Source organism: Nostoc spongiaeforme FACHB-130, assembly GCF_014698475.1.
GTDB classification, from domain to species: Bacteria; Cyanobacteriota; Cyanobacteriia; order Cyanobacteriales; family Nostocaceae; genus Nostoc_B; species Nostoc_B spongiaeforme.
On sequence record NZ_JACJTB010000012.1, the window covers coordinates 17,732 to 35,403 of the forward strand.

Annotated in this window: 14 protein-coding genes; 7 read left to right on the plus strand and 7 right to left on the minus strand. The window is 41.0% G+C overall.

Annotated elements, in window-relative coordinates:
* Positions 1-260 precede the first annotated feature (260 nt).
* Positions 261-932, minus strand: coding sequence for a LuxR C-terminal-related transcriptional regulator (locus H6G74_RS11615; protein ID WP_190967823.1), 672 nt, complete (start codon positions 930-932; stop codon positions 261-263).
* A gap of 115 nt (positions 933-1,047) precedes the next feature.
* Between H6G74_RS11615 and H6G74_RS11620 the strand changes: the two genes are divergently transcribed.
* Complete coding sequence (locus tag H6G74_RS11620) at positions 1,048-1,881, plus strand: sulfurtransferase (protein WP_190967824.1); 834 nt, start codon at positions 1,048-1,050, stop codon at positions 1,879-1,881.
* A gap of 74 nt (positions 1,882-1,955) precedes the next feature.
* Here the strand turns inward: H6G74_RS11620 and H6G74_RS11625 are convergent, their stop codons facing one another.
* Together H6G74_RS11625 and H6G74_RS11630 are read right to left on the minus strand one after the other, a co-directional pair.
* Complete coding sequence (locus tag H6G74_RS11625; protein ID WP_190967825.1) at positions 1,956-4,088, minus strand: serine/threonine-protein kinase; 2,133 nt, start codon at positions 4,086-4,088, stop codon at positions 1,956-1,958.
* A gap of 94 nt (positions 4,089-4,182) precedes the next feature.
* Positions 4,183-5,868, minus strand: a complete 1,686-nt coding sequence (locus H6G74_RS11630; protein ID WP_190967826.1) for a serine/threonine-protein kinase — start codon at positions 5,866-5,868, stop codon at positions 4,183-4,185.
* A 532-nt stretch (positions 5,869-6,400) separates the two neighbouring features.
* Here H6G74_RS11630 and H6G74_RS11635 point away from each other — a divergent pair.
* Together H6G74_RS11635 and H6G74_RS11640 are read left to right on the plus strand one after the other, a co-directional pair.
* Positions 6,401-7,924: a phenylacetate--CoA ligase family protein gene (locus H6G74_RS11635; RefSeq protein ID WP_190967827.1), complete on the plus strand. Its 1,524-nt coding sequence runs from the start codon at positions 6,401-6,403 to the stop codon at positions 7,922-7,924.
* 138 nt (positions 7,925-8,062) lie between these two features.
* Complete coding sequence (locus tag H6G74_RS11640) at positions 8,063-8,701, plus strand: TetR/AcrR family transcriptional regulator (protein ID WP_190967828.1); 639 nt, start codon at positions 8,063-8,065, stop codon at positions 8,699-8,701.
* Here the strand turns inward: H6G74_RS11640 and H6G74_RS11645 are convergent.
* Together H6G74_RS11645 and H6G74_RS11650 are read right to left on the minus strand one after the other, a co-directional pair.
* The gene (locus H6G74_RS11645; RefSeq protein ID WP_190967829.1) at positions 8,698-9,135 is read right to left on the minus strand and encodes a hypothetical protein; all 438 of its coding nucleotides are present in this window, start codon (positions 9,133-9,135) and stop codon (positions 8,698-8,700) included. The two genes, H6G74_RS11640 and H6G74_RS11645, sit on opposite strands and share 4 nt — an antisense overlap.
* A 13-nt stretch (positions 9,136-9,148) precedes the next feature.
* Positions 9,149-10,111 (minus strand): hypothetical protein, encoded by a 963-nt coding sequence (locus H6G74_RS11650; RefSeq protein WP_190967830.1) that lies wholly within the window; start codon positions 10,109-10,111, stop codon positions 9,149-9,151.
* A 423-nt stretch (positions 10,112-10,534) separates the two neighbouring features.
* Here H6G74_RS11650 and H6G74_RS11655 point away from each other — a divergent pair, with 423 nt between their 5' ends.
* From H6G74_RS11655 to H6G74_RS11670, 4 genes are all read left to right on the plus strand, one after another.
* Entirely contained in the window at positions 10,535-10,849 is a 315-nt protein-coding gene (locus H6G74_RS11655) for a DUF6825 family protein (RefSeq protein ID WP_190589789.1), read from the plus strand.
* A 154-nt stretch (positions 10,850-11,003) separates the two neighbouring features.
* Positions 11,004-12,689 carry an ABC1 kinase family protein gene (locus H6G74_RS11660; RefSeq protein WP_190967924.1) on the plus strand — a complete coding sequence of 562 codons (1,686 nt, stop codon included), beginning with the start codon at positions 11,004-11,006 and terminating at the stop codon, positions 12,687-12,689.
* A gap of 18 nt (positions 12,690-12,707) precedes the next feature.
* Positions 12,708-13,436, plus strand: a complete 729-nt coding sequence (locus tag H6G74_RS11665) for a Stp1/IreP family PP2C-type Ser/Thr phosphatase (RefSeq protein WP_190967831.1) — start codon at positions 12,708-12,710, stop codon at positions 13,434-13,436.
* 810 nt (positions 13,437-14,246) lie between these two features.
* Complete coding sequence (locus H6G74_RS11670) at positions 14,247-14,444, plus strand: NblA/ycf18 family protein (protein ID WP_015113604.1); 198 nt, start codon at positions 14,247-14,249, stop codon at positions 14,442-14,444.
* 403 nt (positions 14,445-14,847) lie between these two features.
* Here the strand turns inward: H6G74_RS11670 and H6G74_RS11675 are convergent, their stop codons facing one another.
* Together H6G74_RS11675 and H6G74_RS11680 are read right to left on the minus strand one after the other, a co-directional pair.
* Entirely contained in the window at positions 14,848-16,416 is a 1,569-nt protein-coding gene (locus H6G74_RS11675) for a serine/threonine protein kinase (protein ID WP_190967832.1), read from the minus strand.
* A gap of 754 nt (positions 16,417-17,170) precedes the next feature.
* Positions 17,171-17,620, minus strand: a complete 450-nt coding sequence (locus tag H6G74_RS11680; protein ID WP_190967833.1) for a hypothetical protein — start codon at positions 17,618-17,620, stop codon at positions 17,171-17,173.
* Positions 17,621-17,672: the final 52 nt, after the last annotated feature.

Below are 17,672 nucleotides of genomic sequence, written 5' to 3' on the forward strand. Positions count from 1 at the left end.
GAAGTCGGGGATCTGATACCAATTCACAATGACGCTCCTTCATCACTAACGCAATTTGCAATGACGCTCGCAGGCTCGCTACCGCTTCGCTAACGCAATTAATAAATCTTGATTTGACAAGGGTTTCTGGGTTTGGATCTGTATCAGAATTTTAGTGAATTGGTATGAACACTCTCAATTTTGAGATTGATCAATGTTTACTATTTCTTAATTCATCTAAAGAAATACCAAAATTTATATTTACATGATGGAAATTACAATTACTGTTTTGGTAGTTGTTTGAACTGGGTAACTGTAGAGAGCTTTGCCAACATTTGAGTGCGAGATGAAACTTCTAGCTTGCGGAACATTCTTTTTAAAGCTTGTTTAACAGAGTTTTGAGTAATCCACAATTCACGACTGATTTCTGCATTGGTACACCCTTGCGCCACTAGGGTAGCAATTTCCACTTCTCTAGGCGTTAAATTTGCTATTTTTAAAGGTGGATGTGAGGGTTTTGTCATTGTTACCCAAGTAGAAATATGCAGACAAATCGCACTCAAATCTGTGAGATTTTGCGAATCGAATGCAGGTACATTTTGTTGACGGGTAAAACCTAATGCACCAATTAATTTACCAGTGCTGACAATTGGCCCGGCCATGACATGATAGTGATCAGGACGGGGACAAATCAATTTCCATATTTTTGGTTCGACTACTAAGGCTTCGTGAACTGGGGCGTGGCGTTCTAGTAAGTAGCGTGCGACTGGGTTGTATTGGGGTGATAAGGCAATTAGTATTGCTTTATCAATCAGATGAGTTTGATCAAAGAAAAACAGCCCACTGCGTGTAGCGGCAAAATACTGACTGATATCTGTGGATATGTGCGATCGCAATGTCTGTTCATCTTGAGCTTGAGCAATTTCCCGAAATATATCTTGTAATGCAACCATAGGCAAATTGTACACTTTCGAGGTCTAGAAGTAATATCGCCCCAAATTTATCTTAGAGCAATGTACTGAGTGCTGAGTGCTGAGTTTTGAGTGTAGATTTTGGGATAAATTAACTATGACTGCCAATTTTGATTACGCTTATCCATCAGTTATCGTTGATACTCAATGGTTAGCAGATCATCTCGATGATCCGAATGTTCGCATTGTTGAAGTAGATACAAGTCCAGAGCCTTACAAAAATGCTCATCTACCGGGTGCTGTATTTTGGAATATTTTTACAGACTTACTTTTACCAGATTTCAAAATTAATTTAGATGCGATCGCTTTTGCCAAACTCATGGCACGCTCTGGTATCACTAATCATACAACAGTTATTGCTTATGGCAATTATCCCGGTATAGGTGGCTGGATTTTTTGGTTATTAAAAGTCTGTGGTCATGATAATGTTCGAGTTCTCAATGGTGGCTATCAAAAATGGCAGTCCGAAAATCGTCCACTCGCAACTGAGTTATCTACATTTCCCACCACTGATTATCAACCCCAAGCGCCTGATCATAGTTTGAGGGTCTTACATTCTGAAGTTGAAGCGGCAATTCATCAACAGGAAAGCATTTTGTTAGATGTCCGCACAATTCAAGAATACAACGGCGAGTGGTTTTTTAACCAACCACCCAAAGCCAATGAACGCACTGGACATATCCCCGGCGCAGTTCATCTTGAGCATATCCTGACACTGAATGAGGACGGTACTTTTAAATCATTTGCTGAGTTAAAAAATCTTTATACCAGCCAAGGTATTACACCTGATAAAGAAATTTTCCCCTATTGTGCGATCGGTGGACGTTCTGGATATATTTGGTTTGTTTTAAAGTATTTACTAGGCTATCCAAATGTTCGCAATTACGACGGCTCTTGGAATGAATGGAGTCGTCTGAATGACTTATCGTAGGGAACAGGTGATAGGTGACAGGTAACAGTTTTGATGATGTTGGGTTCTGTTCCTCTACCCAACTCTAGTCTCTATTAAAGTTTCTGTTCTGTTCCCACCGACGTAGGCGTTTCTGTAGGTGTTTCTATCGGTGTGGGGGTTTCTATGGGTGTTTCTGTGGGTGTTTCTGTGGGTGTCTCCACAGGGATGGGACTTTCCGCAGAGATGGTGAGTTGATAATCTACTGGGGTTGCGGCTGTAGAAACAATTACAAATTCGTAGTATCCTTTTTCTGGTAGCTCTGTAGTTAAAGTGCGTTTTGTTGAGTCTTCTAAGAGTTTGAGTTTGCCAGAAGGGGAATAAATTGATAACAAAACTTTAGAACTAGCTTTGAGATTTAAGTCTAAGGTTTGCCCTTTGGCTAGTCCAGCAATGAAGACTTTACCATTCCCTGGTTTGAGAGTTCCACTGACGGTTTCACTTGTTGCGCCTGTATCAAAGACAATCTTGGCAAAAGCATTGCCATTGAGGATAGCATTTAGTTGATCGTTCACAAACCCATGCCAAACTTGACCGATGGGTTCCTTCATAAAATCTCGTCCACGTTGTTCGGGAAAGACGCGGTAAAAAGCTGCATCGCCTAAATCATATAAAGCGCGACTACCAACGTTAATGTTATTTACGGCAGCTTTCCAGCGATCGCGGTCGGTTGCGGTATAATTCCCTAGTTGCCGTCGGGATTGGTCGCTGAGAAAGGCTAGTTTACCTAATAATTCATCCGCAGTTTTATCCCAAGTCGCCCGCAGACTTTCATCTTCTGGTTTATTGCTGAGGGTGCGTCCTTGTAAACTCGGATTTCTCCGCCAAAAAATTTGATTCACCACGTTTATATAAAAGTCTTGATCAATTCCCAGTGCTTGACGGCGATCGCTTAATTTTTCTTTGCGTTGCTTTTCTTCTGGGGAATAATTATCGGAAGCATCCACAGGTTGAGTAACTGTTGGTGTGGGTGTGGGTTCGACATTTCCACCATCACCACGATTGCGATTTGTGCCTATCCAAACAGCTCCAATCACACCCACTACAGCTAATGTTGCCATAAAAGTTTTCGTTGTTGTCCACCGACTTTTGGCTTGGGGAATAGGTGCGGGAGAGGGCGAAATTGGGCGGGGTGGTGTGGAGTTGATATGAGGAGAAGGAGAGACAGCGACAGTTGCAGATGTTTCTGGCGCTGGTGGTACTGGTGGTTGAGTGATGGGGTAGTTAATTGGTGTTGGGTTCAGGACGTACAGAACTTGACTAGCAGATTGATAGCGATCGCTTGGTCGGGGTGCTAACATTTTGTCTAACACCTGTCCTAACATCGGACTCAGACTAACTTCTTGATGCCATTTCCAAGTTAGGGTGTAGTTATCTAATAATTCTTGCGGTTGTTTACCTGTTAATAATACTAATATGGTGACTGCCAACGCATATAAGTCACTATGGGGAGATACTGCACCAGTTTGCATTTGTTCTGATGGTGCAAAACCGATTTTTCCTAGTAGGGTTGGTGCAGGCATTTGACCTGCTGCATCTGGTTGGTAATATTGAGAAGCTACGGTGGCGACTACTTGTTTAACACCACCAAAATCAATTAAGACTGGCAGTTGGTCGGCGGCGCGTAAAATTAAATTATCTGGGGAAATATCTCGATGTATTACACCCAGGGAGTGAATATAATCTAAAACTGGTAAAATTTGCTGTAATAGTTGTCTGACTTCTACTTCTGTAAATCGTAACCCTTGCTGCTTGCGGGTGTTTAATAAGGAATTGTAAGTTTGTCCTTCGACATAATCTTGGACTAAAAACAAATATTCCTTACCTTGAAGATTTGTGCGAAACAGTTCCCGAAAGCGGGGAATTTGGGGATGTTGCAATTTATAGAGAACGCTGGCTTCGCGCTGAAACAGTTCTTCGGCTTTTTGCAGCACGTAGGCTGTTTGCACTTGGGGAGAAAATTCTTTTAAAACACAAAGTTCGCGGAAACGGTTGATATCTTCCGCTAAATAAGTGCGTCCAAACCCACCTTGTCCGAGTTGACGAACAATTACATAGCGATCGCTTAAAGTTAACCCAGGTTGGATACCATAACTTACAGGTATCTCTTGCAAATTTTCACCACACTGGAGACAAAACCGACTACCTGCGGGATTTACATGACCTTTAGAGCAATAAAATTTAGTCATTTGTCATTTGTCATTTGTCATGTGTGCTTGTCTCCCTTGTCTCCCTTGTCTCCCTTGTCCCCCTTGTCTCCCCATCATCACCCTGACACCTTAACTAATTGTTCGATTGTATTTTACTAACTTTATCAGCCGCGATCGCATACCAAATTTGACCGTAAGTTTGTTGGTTCTGTTTCTCCCGTTGTTTTCCGGGAAATAACTCTTCAAATTTTTGATTGGTTTCTCTGTTCAACTGACTCATTGTATAGTCACCGAACTTTCCACTTCTGGCTTGCTGTCTCCATCTTTCGTAATCTTGTTGACTATAACTACCCAATTTCCGGCGGGCGGCGGGACTAAGTTCAGCCTGTTCTAGTTTATCCAACAAGTCATCAGCAATTCTCAACCATTCATCCCGCAAAGCCTTATCTTCTGATTTTGAGGTGATGGTTCGCCCTTGCATTTCCGGCTTTTGGCTATAAAACAACGAGTCTACCATACGAATAAAGAAGACTTCAGAAATTTCTAATTCTTGGCGACGCGCCATCACATCCCCGTTTCCTTTGTTACTGACTGGTTGCGCTAGGGGATTCGGTAATGATGGCATTGTGGGCAGAGAAATGGAAGGTATGCTGATAGATGTGATACCCCGCACAACCGCATTTACCGCCGCCCAAGTTCCCGCCACGGTTAACCCGACTATGGCTGTCCCCGCCATACTCACAGCAAAGGGACGTAACCACATAGGTAAAGGTAATTTGCGGCTGACAGCTTGAGTTCTTTGATGAATTTTACTGACAATAGCGTTAGCGCGTTTCTGCCCAGGGGCAACAATTTGAGTTTTTAACTTGGTAATATAAGGATTGCTGGGTTGGGTGACAGCAGGCGATGGTAAATCTTTGAGGACTTGTTCGGCTGTTTGATAGCGATCGCTTGGTTTATAAGCCAGCATCTTTTTCAATACCGATTCTAATTTGGGGCTAACTTTAATTTCCTTACCCCAATACCACAGCCCTTGATAGCTGTCGTATAATTTTTGCGGTTCCTTCCCTGTTAATAATACGAGTATCGTCACCGCTAAAGAATATAAATCACTACTTAAAAATACTTTTCCCTGGCGAATCTGTTCTTCTGGTGCGTAGCCTTTTTTACCTAACAAAGTATGATTCACGGCTAACTTAGTAAACCAAAAGCCTTGGGAAGCGGGTAACTGCTTCACCCCACCAAAATCAATTAATACAGGTAAATGGTCAGAACGTCGCCAAATTAAATTATCGGGTGAAATATCCCGGTGAACAACATCTTTAGAGTGGATGTAGGACAACACAGGTAAAATTTGTTGCAGCAGCAGAATCACTTCTTCTTCACTAAAAGTTTGTCCTTGGGTTTGACGCTGTTCTAATAACTGGCAATAATTTTCACCCTGGATATAATCTTGCACCAAAAAGAAAAAATCTTTACTGCCTAACTGCACCTGTAAAGAAGCATGAAACCGGGGAATTTGCGGGTGCTGGAGTTGCTTCAGTACATTGGCTTCCCGTTCAAATAACTCCTTGGCTTTTTGTAAATCTTGCTGTGCTTGGACTTGGGGAGCAAATTCCTTCAGCACACACATTTGATTCGCTTTTTGTTTATCTTCCGCCAAATAAGTACGTCCGAAACCGCCCTGCCCTAACTGACGTATAATTTGATAGCGTTGATTAACAATCTGCCCAACCGCAAGCGGTAACGGTTCACCACAAGAGGTACAAAACCGATTACTTTCAAAATTTGCGTGTTGTTTACTGCAATAAACCTGCATGGTGCTGAAGGATAAGGTAGGGTTTTTATAAATTACTACAGCTGAGGTAGTTCTGTTTACGGACAGCTCACCATATACACCAATCTTCTTAAAATAGACTCTATTGGTGGTAAGGGATACTCAGTCAAATCAATAGTAATTGTACTGTCTTGCAACCGCAGAAAACGCCAAACTGTGCCAGTCGTAACAGTTCCATAAATGGTATCTGCAACACATTGTCCTAAACGACCTTTTAAGAGTCAGGTTGAAATCTTTAGGACTTAAGCAAGAACTTTCTTAAACTCTTAGAACTTCTTGTCCTTTGCGTCCTTTGCGTCCTTTGCGGTACCCTGCGGGAAGCCGCTTGCGCGTCTACGTTTTTTCATACTTCTACGTAAGTCCTAATCTTGAATAACTCTTGGCAAACTAAACTGGCTGTACGACATATTAGTTAGTAAAGTTTTTAGCCAACTGAACACTCAGCCTTACTTCGCGTTTACCAGTGCGTTTAAAATCAAATCTAGCTTGATATTCAACGACTGCATATAGATTTATGAACGCCAATTCCCAACAACAGCGCAGTATTAAGGCATTTACAGACTTTATCTCTACTCCTATAGAAACCCTACTACAGAGACATCACAACACTGTTAGTTCACAAACAGTCTTAACATTGTTTCGGGATGTGGCGGCGAATGTGCCAGCATACAAGGCATTTTTAGCCGAAAGAGGCATTAATCCAGCGACAATTCAAAGTTTAGAAGATTTTCAGCAATTACCTGCGATCGCTAAAGAAAATTATATACAACGTTATCCTCTGCCTGATTTGTGCCGTAATGGACAGTTAGCAGAGTGCGATATGATAGCCGCTTCCTCTGGTTCCACAGGTAAACCCACATTTTGGCCTCGCTTCTTCACCGATGAACTGCAAATTGCTGTCCGCTTTGAGCAAATTTTTCATGATAGTTTTTTTGCAGATACTCGACGCACCCTGGCTGTAGTTTGTTTCACCCTGGGAACTTGGGTAGGAGGAATGTTCACGACAAATTGTTGTCGCTATTTAGCGAGTAAAGGTTATCCCATCACCCTTATTACTCCTGGTAACAACAAAGAAGAAATCTTGCGCGTCGTTCAGGAATTAGGGGGAAACTTTGAACAAGTGGTTCTGTTGGGATATCCGCCATTTCTCAAAGATGTTATTGATACTGGTTTAAGTCGTGGTGTGCAGTGGTCACAATATCACATCAAACTAGTTATGGCGGGAGAAGTATTCAGCGAAGAATGGCGCAGTTTAGTTGGTGACAGGTTAGGTTCCCAAAACCCTTGTTATGATTTCGCTTCACTTTATGGAACTGCGGATGCTGGGGTGTTGGGAAATGAAACGCCGTTGAGTATTTGCATTCGCCGTTTCTTAGCGAATAACCCCGATGCTGCTAGAACTTTATTCGGCGAATCTCGTCTACCCACATTAGTCCAATATGACCCCACCAGTCGCTTTTTTGAGGTGCAGAATAACTCATTATTATTTTCTGGCGATAATGGCATTCCCCTAGTACGTTACGACATCCTCGACACTGGCGGAATTATTACCTACGATGCAATGCTAGAATTTCTCGCCGCCTGGAACTTCAACCCACTAGAAACACTCAGCACTCAAAACTCAGCACTCAAAACCCCCAGAGGAATACACCCCTTACCTTTCGTCTACGTTTTTGGACGTTCTAATTTTACGGTGTCTTATTTTGGTGCCAATATCTATCCCGAAAATGTCTCTGTCGGCTTAGAACAACCCGCAGTACAAGGCTGGGTAACAGGTAAATTCGTCTTGCAAGTCAAAGAAGATGCAGACAAGAACCGATTTTTATCTGTAGTTGTAGAACTCGCACCCGATGTTGAAGAAAGTGAAGACAAACGCCAAGTTATCACCGAGTCGATTTTGGCGCAACTTTTACGCCTCAACGGTGAGTTTGCTAATTATGTCCCCCCAGAATATCAAACACCACAGGTAACTTTAACCGCAACAGGCGATCGCGAATATTTCCCCATCGGCGTTAAGCATCGTTACACACGTAGATAGGAATTTCGTAAAACTTTATTAATCTCCGTAGTATCAGTCTGTTATTACTTTACAAATGCTTGCTAAATATTGTAGTAAGTTGCTTAATAAAACCTTTTTCAACATTAAATATAATGCAAGTAAGTACTTGCAAGCAAAATGACTAAAAACATCCGTTCATCCACCCTCACCCGCACACGTTTAATTACAGCAGCCTCACAGGTATTTGCCAGTTTAGGTGTGCAAGGCGCAACCACCCGCGAAATAGCTCGTGTTGCTGGCGTGAATGAGGTTACTTTATTTCGTCACTTTGCCAGCAAAGAACAACTCCTGAAAGCAGTTATTGAAAATGCTGTAGCACTCCAGTTAGAAGCTTTAGCTCATCCCGAAACCTGGACACAAAATCTCAGTGTTGATTTGAGAAACTATGCCAAACTTTATAACTCCATGTTAGAAGCGCAAGAAGACTTAATTCGTACTTTCATTGGCGAAGCTAAACGTCATCCAGAAGCAGCTAAACAAGTTATTCAAGAAGCGGCTCAACCCTTAAGCGAAAAACTCATTACTTATCTCAAATCTTGTCAGCAAAATGGTACAGTCAGACCGGAACTTGACCCCACACCCGCAGTTGATATGTTTACGGGAATGCTGCTAGCAGGTATGCTCTGTCATAATGCTAAACTCAAATACAAGAGTTATACCAATGATGAATATATTGATACTTGTGTAGATATTTTTGTCCGGGGTATTAGTTTAAGTTCTGTGCCAGTTATCAGTGGGGATAAGATAAATTGCTAAAGCAAAATCCTCCCAGATAATAGCCTCCGCACAAAGCCAAATAAACCAATTGCCACATTAATCTGCGTTTGAGTTTTACTGGCTTCATCTATATTCGCCAAAATTTTCTGCATTTCAGCGAAATTATCAGAATTAACTTCAATCACAATTTTATTAATAATTGCGGCTCTCACGCTATCAATGGTATATTTACATTCTTGAATTGCTGGTCTTAAGGTATTCACCAAATCCCAATTACTTTTATCTTTAGCTTGTTTTAATTCAAATTGCAGCATAAGTAAAATATCTTCTAATTCATCTTCTGTAGACTGCAATTTTGATAAGTCAATGCTATCTTTAGGTTCTGTTTGTAACTGTTGAATAATTGTAGCTAAACTCTCTATTGTTTTGTTGCCAACCACAGCTATAATGTTATTCACAGGCTGATTATTCATAGTGTTCATCTTGCTAAATTTGGCATTTAAGTTGAGATTTATCAGGCTGAGATTGTCCGTTAACAACATCAATGAAGAAACTACTCAGGGTTTTATCCGATTTTATTTCTTGCTCAACAATATTAATTCTGCCTCTGAGTGAACTGTAATTATTCCCAGTGACATCTGTAGTTAAATTTAAGATTTGGGTAATTCTCGCCGCCACCACATCAAAGCTAAGATGGGGATATTCGTCAATGAGTTTGGATAGTCTTTGCCCTTTATCTGCTGCTACTATAAATTTAGCGATCGCTGCTTCTATCAGTTCCTTTTCTTCAACATCCAAACTGCGCCACTGATTAACTAACACACCAACTTGCTTTTCAATTGCTTCCTTCTCGGAATCTGATATATCCACTTGTCTATACGCTTGACGCAACTTAATTAACTCGGCTCCAATATCTGCTCGTTCAGGATTTTTTGGCTTGGGTGGATTTTCTTGCAAAAGTTTCGCTAAACGGAGCATTTTCACCGTTAAACACCTTGCTGGTCGAGCCGTTTGTGCTACTATCTTGCTACTACCATAATCAATTGCTTCTAGATTGCTAAATATCTCAACAACTTGATCATATTCTGCCTGTAAATTGTTTAATGTTGTATCCAGTTCTGTTGGTTGCTTTTTTTCTCCTAAAATAATTAAATCTAACTCTTGAAAATTGATACCACCATTATTATTATCTTCCAGAATAGGATTATTTAATAATTCCTCAATCATTTTCTCTGGATCATCCCTGGTGGAATCTCTCAGTTGCAATTGATTAATCTCTCTATATGAATTAATTGCCTCAGAAGCTTGATTACGAAAGTTTTCCGCCGTAGCTCTGAGCATAGCTCTTCTTTCTGGTGTACAGCTGCTAAGAGTAAAACTAATAGCAACAAAAATTAAAGTCAACTTACCAAGTATATTTTTGGGTAAACAGCAAAACTTGATGGACATAATTTTTTAAAAGAAATATGCCAATCTTGATAAAATACTATTATTGAATATCTGCTACTATAATCTCTTAAATGCTGTAATTTTTAAAACTTAAACAAAATTCAGCATTTTATTTTTCATTTAAGCAGAAAAAATATTTAAAATTCTAACTAAACTAAGAAATGTAAATATATATTTAGCTGTGGAAATAAAAAATTAACCAATCCAAAAACAACATCATCAAACTAAATTAACTGATTTTTTTAGATTTTCTTAATCTGATGTTTTATAAGTGACTAATAAATACATAGTTATATGATTATAATAAAGAATTGTAAAGGGTGTAACTTTAAACCTGTAAAATTAACTCCAAACTCTCAGATAGAAGCGGCAAAGCATAGGAGCAAGTTATAATTCTCTTGCGGACGAGCGTAACAAAAATTTATGAGTAACCCCCTTTTACAAGCCTTTTTTGTAGGCAGAGCAGTAGCGGAAGTGATTAACGAGCGCCTAGAAGTCGCCTTGACTGATGCGTTAAGTGAGTTAGGTAAATTTGATGCCGAAGCCAGAGAGCAACTGCGTCAGTTTACAGAAGAAGTCACAGCCAGAGCAAATCGCGCAGCAGAGGCGGCTAATGTTGGTCAAACCACAACAGTGGGAGAAGACCCAGTTGATTTGCAAGCCAACATTGACGAACTACGCGCCGAAATTGCCCTATTGCGTAATGAACTACAGCGATATCGCAGCAGTTCTGTTTAGTTAATGGTCAAGAGTTAATAGTCAAGAGTCAAAATGACGACTGACAAATGACCAATGACGAATGACAAATGACTCTTTAATCAAACACAGTTTAGGAATCAGAGTGTCTTATCTTCCAGTTGATTCAGTGACAAACCAACGGTACGCAAAAGATATGGAACAAAGTTATTCAGACAAAGCATACCGTTGGAATCGTGAAAACTACTCTAGCAAACGCCGCTTTGTGGACATTTGGTCTTTTGTGTTGACCTTTATGTTCAAAGTTTGGCGTTACAACAAATCTTGGAGTTATCCAGGTGGTGTAACAGAAGCCAAACAAGCAGCAAGGCGCAAAGCCCAAGCTATTTGGGTGAGAAATACATTACTAGATTTAGGTCCGACTTTTATTAAAGTTGGGCAATTGTTTTCAACTCGTGCTGATATTTTTCCGAGTGAATATGTCGAAGAGTTGTCAAAACTGCAAGATAAAGTGCCGGCATTTAGCTATGAGCAAGTAGAAACGATTATTGAGCAAGAATTAGGGAAGAAAATTCCGGAACTTTTTCAAAGTTTTGAACCTATTCCACTAGCGGCTGCGAGTTTAGGACAAGTACACAAAGCTGTGCTGCACAGTGGGGAAGCTGTTGTCGTTAAAGTACAGCGTCCTGGATTAAAAAAGTTATTTGAAATAGATTTACAGATTCTTAAAGGAATTGCTCGTTACTTCCAAAACCATCCTAAATGGGGGAAGGGACGAGACTGGATGGGGATTTATGAAGAATGTTGTCGCATTCTTTGGGAAGAAATTGATTATCTTGGGGAAGGCCGTAACGCTGATACATTTCGCCGCAACTTTCGCGGTTATGACTGGGTGAAAGTGCCTAGAGTTTATTGGCGTTACGCTTCGCCGCGGGTTCTGACCTTAGAATATTTACCCGGCATTAAAATTAGTCAATATGAAGCTTTAGAAGCTGCGGGTTTAGACCGGAAATTAATTGCGCGTCAAGGCGCTCAAGCTTATTTACATCAACTGCTGAATAATGGCTTTTTCCATGCTGACCCCCATCCAGGTAACATTGCTGTCGGTGCAGAGGGTGGTTTAATCTTCTACGACTTTGGGATGATGGGGCGCATTAAGTCCAATGTCCGAGAAGGACTGATGGAAACCCTGTTTGGCATTGCCCAAAAAGACGGCGATCGCGTAGTAGAATCACTAGTTAATTTAGGAGCGATCGCACCAGTCGATGATATGGGGCCAGTCCGGCGTTCTGTCCAGTATATGCTGGACAATTTCATGGATAAGCCGTTTGAAACCCAATCAGTGGCAGCAATTAGTGATGATCTATACGAAATAGCTTATAATCAGCCATTTAGATTTCCTGCAACGTTTACTTTTGTGATGCGAGCTTTTTCCACTCTAGAGGGGGTAGGTAAGGGCTTAGATCCAGAATTTAACTTTATGGAAGTTGCCCAACCTTATGCAATGCAGCTTATGACAAACATGAATGGCGCTGATAGCAATAGCTTTTTAAATGAATTAAGTCGTCAAGCAGTACAGGTAAGTACAACCGCATTCGGCCTACCCCGCAGGCTAGAAGATACCCTGGAAAAATTAGAGCGGGGCGATATGCGGGTGCGGGTGCGTTCTATCGAATCAGAACGTCTCTTGCGGCGACAGGCAAGTATTCAACTCGGAATTAGCTACGCTTTGATAATCAGTGGATTTACTCTGTCAGCTACCATTTTATTGGTGAATCATTATGTATGGTTAGCGGTGGTAGCTGGCTTGATTGCAGCAGCCGTCTCAGTAATTCTGATCCGTTTGCTTCTTCGCCTCGACCGTTATGAACGTATGTATTAAATATTGCCTTAAAAAATTATGAAATTAAAATTCACGGGTTTTAGTGATCCGGGACTTATTCGTTCTAGTAACCAAGATGCTTATTATATCGATCCTGAAGGACGATTTTTTATCGTTGCTGATGGGATGGGTGGTCACGCAGGCGGTGAAGAAGCAAGTCACATTGCTACAAGGGAAATTCAAGCCTATTTAGTAGCCAATTGGGATGGGGCTGAATCAGATGACGAAATCCTCGAAAAAGCTTTATGGCAAGCTAATGAAGCCATCTTACAAGATCAGCAAAATCATCCCGAACGCGCTGATATGGGTACTACTGTAGTTGTAGTACTGTTTCGTCAATCACACATTCCTTTGTGCGCTCATGTTGGTGACTCTCGATTATATCGCCTGCATGATTCACAACTAGAGCAAATCACTGAAGACCATACTTGGGTAGCCAGAGCTATTAAAATTGGTGACATCACGCCTGAAGAAGCCAGAATGCACCCCTTCCGTCATGTGCTGTCCCGGTGTTTGGGTCGAGAAGACCTGAACCAATTTGATGTACAAATACTGGATGTGAAAAGGGGCGATCGCTTGCTATTATGCAGTGATGGTCTTACCGAAGAACTGGCAGACCAACAGATTGCTGATTATCTGCACAACACCCCAGTACTGGAAAAAGCCTCTATCTCCCTCATAGAAGCTGCCAAAGAACAAGGAGGACATGATAACATCACAGTCGTGATCGTAGAAATACAAGACTGAGTAAAGAAATAATCAATTGTCAATGGTCAAAAGTAATTTTGACCAAAAACTTCTTGTGTTTTCCGCCAGCCAATAGCCGCGCTAGCGATGTTTGTTGTGGCTAATGGCAAGTTTCTTCATTTCTATGTACCACCTGACCATACAGCCCACCTCCACCAGCCTAGAATGTAGGACTTATGCAGTGATATGAAAAATCCAGGGTGAAAGGGTGTAATATCCAAAACCCTTATACTCCATACCCTTTTACCCCTAAACCCAAGCTTTATGCGTAAGTCCTGAAATGAACCGACTCAAATTTTCGCCAAAGGTTATCTTTAGTAGATATACTCAGCAATTTGTTCAGCCTGAGCATTTTTATTTTTTACAACTTGATAAAAATACTCTTAACTTCCAAAATTTAGCAGTTGGAGGTAGAGTTTATATAATTTGTTGAATTGACATCTTGCACCTAATACGGTATAGCGAATATAATTCAGGTTTAATACCTTATATTTACCTTTACGCTCACCAGTTTCTCCCTCCCAGAGAAGCTTGACTCGGAAAGGCTAAAATCAGGTATTGAGATTAACTATTTGTGAAATTTCCCGGAATTTGCCTCAATATACTTGAGTTGTATACCAGTAGGTTTAGGCGAAGACGGTTAAGGACACAAAAAATTTAATCCCCAAGGGTGTGGGCAAAGAGTCAAACAATTGTTATCTTTCTTAATACGTAGGAACAAATGTAGAGCTACTGCTAGTCCCAAAACTATCCTTTGAGGGATTTCTGACCCTAAATCTCACTTTTTTGCGTTGTTTTTCGGAGTTTACTATGAACCAGCCAATTGAATTATCTTTGGAACAACAATTCAGCATTCGTTCATTTGCTACTCAAGTACAGCACATGAGCCATGACCAAGCAAAAGATTTTTTGGTCAAACTCTATGAGCAAATGGTTGTGCGCGAGGCCACCTACCAAGAGTTACTTAAGCACCAGTGGGGCTTAGATTCAGGTTCCACTCTGGCATAGACTTATTTTTGTGTCGCAGTGGGCGACCTCCTTCTCTTGCTCGGTTCCAAGAAGGAAAGGAGCTGGGGATGCTGGGGCGTCAACTTTAGTTCCGCGATTGTAAATTGATCGTTTTAACCCAAAACTATGACCAGCCAACTGAAAGGCTGCACATAATTGTTAAGAGTAAATTGTATTGTAGGGGATAAATTAGCAACTTTAGGTAGCCAAGGTAATTAACTCAAGGCTAGTTAAGCAAACTAATTTAGGTGCTGTATTGGACACATAGCACAATCTGCGTAGATCCAATTAAATTTAGTTGACCACTCGCCATCGCTAATCATTATATTTGCTATAACGTAAGGCTTACAACCGAATATAGTTTTTTCGTCACAAAAGTTTACATTTTGCAATCTGCCACATTCTAACTGGAAAGATCAAAGGGAATGTCTGTAGCTGTTGCTTCTAATTTAGATAAGATTTGGGGTTTAATTCTTTCGTATTCGCTTTTTAATACATTTTTACTAAGTTGCGGATCAACAGATGAAGCTGAGATTTGACTTTCTTCAGCCCATTGTTCAAGATTTTGGCGTTGAGCTGTAGCGATACTACAAAGTAGGATATGAGAACAGCGACTGGGTGCTTCCCGCGCAAAGAATAACAAGCGATAATAACCAGTTTTTGCGAGTAATCTAGCTATTTCTTGGCCAAAACTAGTTTTGAGGTCAAGATAGTAAGGCAGCCACTTTACACCATGTTGACGATTGTAGATAACAGTAATCCAAAGTGTCATCGGATGCGGTGCAGGCAGAAAGAGAAATTGATTATAACGATTACAAGCAAACCTTTTAATAATTTCCTGCTGTGGTAGCATCACCCAAAGAGTTGGTAAAACTTCGTTATTCACACGAATTGTTTTGGGGAAGACAATATCAGCAATTGGCTTGTTGTCTGGCCAAGCAGTAGAACGTAGGATTTCATCATGTGAAGATAAGACATGTACATCAGCTTTTGTCTTGGGCTGAACTTCTACAGGAATTGTTAAGCTGCGAGTCGCTACAGCTTTAGGTGCTGGTTTATCTGGTTGAATTATGGGCGAGCGATCATTCTGTTCGATGGATTCTAACACCTTCAGAATTTCGCTCACCTTTTGGGGGCGATCGCTTGGTGATTTAGCCAGACAACTCATGACCAAATCTTCTACTTGTTTAGGTATTTCCAACCCAGGGTTCACTTCAGCAAAAGAACGTGGTTCAAGCAAATGATGGGTTTTGTACCATGCACCAAAGGAATGAGTTGCAGCTACTAACGGCATTTTGCCAGTTAGCATTTCAAACATCATCACACCTAAACTGTAAATATCCGACCGATTATCTAATTCCTTACCCTCCATCTGTTCGGGAGAAGAATAAGCTAAAGTTCCTAAATAAAATTTTGTTTGGTCGTTGTTATTGGCTTGGAGTAACTTAGCAATGCCAAAATCAAGAATTTTGATTAACTCCCCAAAGCTGGAGTCTTGAATGACGAGTATATTACTGGGTTTAATATCACGGTGAATAATCGGGTAAATAGCGCCATCAACAGGAATCCCATCATGGGCGCACTGTAACCCCAGCCCAATTTGACGCACCATACTCAAGAATCTGGGTAAAGCTAAATGATGCTGACGAATAATCTGACTCAGGCCATGTCCTTGAAGATATTCCATCACGTAAAAGGGCGTATTATTTTCATCTACGCCATAATCCATGACTCGCACAATATGAATGCTTTTTTGTCCTAGCAAAGCACAGGTTTTTGCTTCTCGCTCAAAGCGTTCTTGTAACCGCATTTTTTCATTTTGAATCGAGAGGGCGAGAAACTTAACTGCAACTGGTACACCTCCCAACAAAATATCTTTAGCACGATAAACTCGACCCATTGCTCCAGTACCAATTAGTTCCTGAAGCTGGTAGCGTTTGCCGAGTAAGCGTCCAATGTTGGGGTCTGACATAAAATATTCGACTCCAAAAGCAGATTGATGTTAAGTGTGTAGGAAAACAAGTATTTTCAAACTGGCATTTTTGATTGATCTAGAATTAGTTTCTAGATCAATCAAGTTCAGAAGCAGTTTTTACTTCTCTTGGGGAGAACTTATACTCTTGGCCTGCGGTTTGTCAGCAATTAGTGTTTACAATTGGTGGAAGATGCCAATTCAAATCTACGGAATGGTAGATTCATCCTGAAGTTTGCTCACATTCCGCACGCTGATGTTGATGTATTTCTAGTCTGCCCAAATTTAATTAAATAATTATCTATAGTTTCTATTGATTTACAATCGCTGATATATGGCAAAGTGCTGAATGCTGAGTAGAAACCCAGTAATTTCAAGGACAGGACTCAATACGGTTCAGTTAAGGTGATGAGAGTTGATTTCTCAATTTCTGCTCTACCTATTAGACAATGAGAAAGATTTGGGGGATTCTCCCCCACGCCCCCGATTGGGGGACGGTTGCGTCCCCCAAACCCCCTCCAAAATCATTTTTTCGTTTTTTATTGAGTCATTAGTTATTATTTGTTGCTTTTGTTGTCAGTTAGGATTCTTATCTGAACCGTATTGGGTCAGAACTGATGCACAGGCTATGGAAAGTTAAACCACTCCAGACGCAAGACGCAGAGTCCAAGGAGAAGTGAGAGTTTGAGGGGTTTTTGCGTCAGTTCTGAGTGAATATCTTTACAACTCATCACTCAGCACTTTCAACTCAGCATTATTTGAGCGGTTGCCGTTCTAAGCTGGCTTCCATTGTACTCGTGAGGGAATGACCGGACATGACACCACAACTTAGATAGTAAGCGTCATCGGAGAGACGATACACTGTTTCAAAGCCACTGCGACGTTGACGATCGCTCAGTACCCAATAACGTTGCACAATTGTATCGAGACCAATCCAACCTTCGCCTTCGATCTGCCCGAACAAATTATGCTGAAGTAAGAAAGTATACTGACGTTCACCTTCATGCAACCGCCCTTTGTATACTAAGGAAATTTCTGAGCGATCGCTACCAGGAAAAATCAGCTTGGTTGCCATTGTGAACCAGTTATCTCGATTCCAAGCAACTAAGGTCATACCCTTAACGCTGATTGGCATCCCATTGTGTTCTAGCCAATTGCCTTGTAATGACCAGCGTCCTGGTTCCATTAAAAAAGTATGACCCACCTTCTCAGTTCCTTGTCTTAATCAAGTACCCTTACGACTTAAAGATATATTT

Excerpts from the sequence above, each read along its gene's own strand:
- H6G74_RS11655 (WP_190589789.1), top strand. The coding sequence starts at position 10,535 with ATGAGTAACCCCCTTTTACAAGCCTTTTTTGTAGGCAGAGCAGTAGCG.
- H6G74_RS11625 (WP_190967825.1), bottom strand. The coding sequence starts at position 4,088 with ATGACTAAATTTTATTGCTCTAAAGGTCATGTAAATCCCGCAGGTAGT.
- H6G74_RS11670 (WP_015113604.1), top strand. The coding sequence starts at position 14,247 with ATGAACCAGCCAATTGAATTATCTTTGGAACAACAATTCAGCATTCGT.
- H6G74_RS11615 (WP_190967823.1), bottom strand. The coding sequence starts at position 932 with ATGGTTGCATTACAAGATATATTTCGGGAAATTGCTCAAGCTCAAGAT.
- H6G74_RS11645 (WP_190967829.1), bottom strand. The coding sequence starts at position 9,135 with ATGAATAATCAGCCTGTGAATAACATTATAGCTGTGGTTGGCAACAAA.
- H6G74_RS11620 (WP_190967824.1), top strand. The coding sequence starts at position 1,048 with ATGACTGCCAATTTTGATTACGCTTATCCATCAGTTATCGTTGATACT.
- H6G74_RS11650 (WP_190967830.1), bottom strand. The coding sequence starts at position 10,111 with ATGTCCATCAAGTTTTGCTGTTTACCCAAAAATATACTTGGTAAGTTG.
- H6G74_RS11640 (WP_190967828.1), top strand. The coding sequence starts at position 8,063 with ATGACTAAAAACATCCGTTCATCCACCCTCACCCGCACACGTTTAATT.
- H6G74_RS11630 (WP_190967826.1), bottom strand. The coding sequence starts at position 5,868 with ATGCAGGTTTATTGCAGTAAACAACACGCAAATTTTGAAAGTAATCGG.
- H6G74_RS11635 (WP_190967827.1), top strand. The coding sequence starts at position 6,401 with ATGAACGCCAATTCCCAACAACAGCGCAGTATTAAGGCATTTACAGAC.
- H6G74_RS11660 (WP_190967924.1), top strand. The coding sequence starts at position 11,004 with ATGGAACAAAGTTATTCAGACAAAGCATACCGTTGGAATCGTGAAAAC.
- H6G74_RS11675 (WP_190967832.1), bottom strand. The coding sequence starts at position 16,416 with ATGTCAGACCCCAACATTGGACGCTTACTCGGCAAACGCTACCAGCTT.
- H6G74_RS11665 (WP_190967831.1), top strand. The coding sequence starts at position 12,708 with ATGAAATTAAAATTCACGGGTTTTAGTGATCCGGGACTTATTCGTTCT.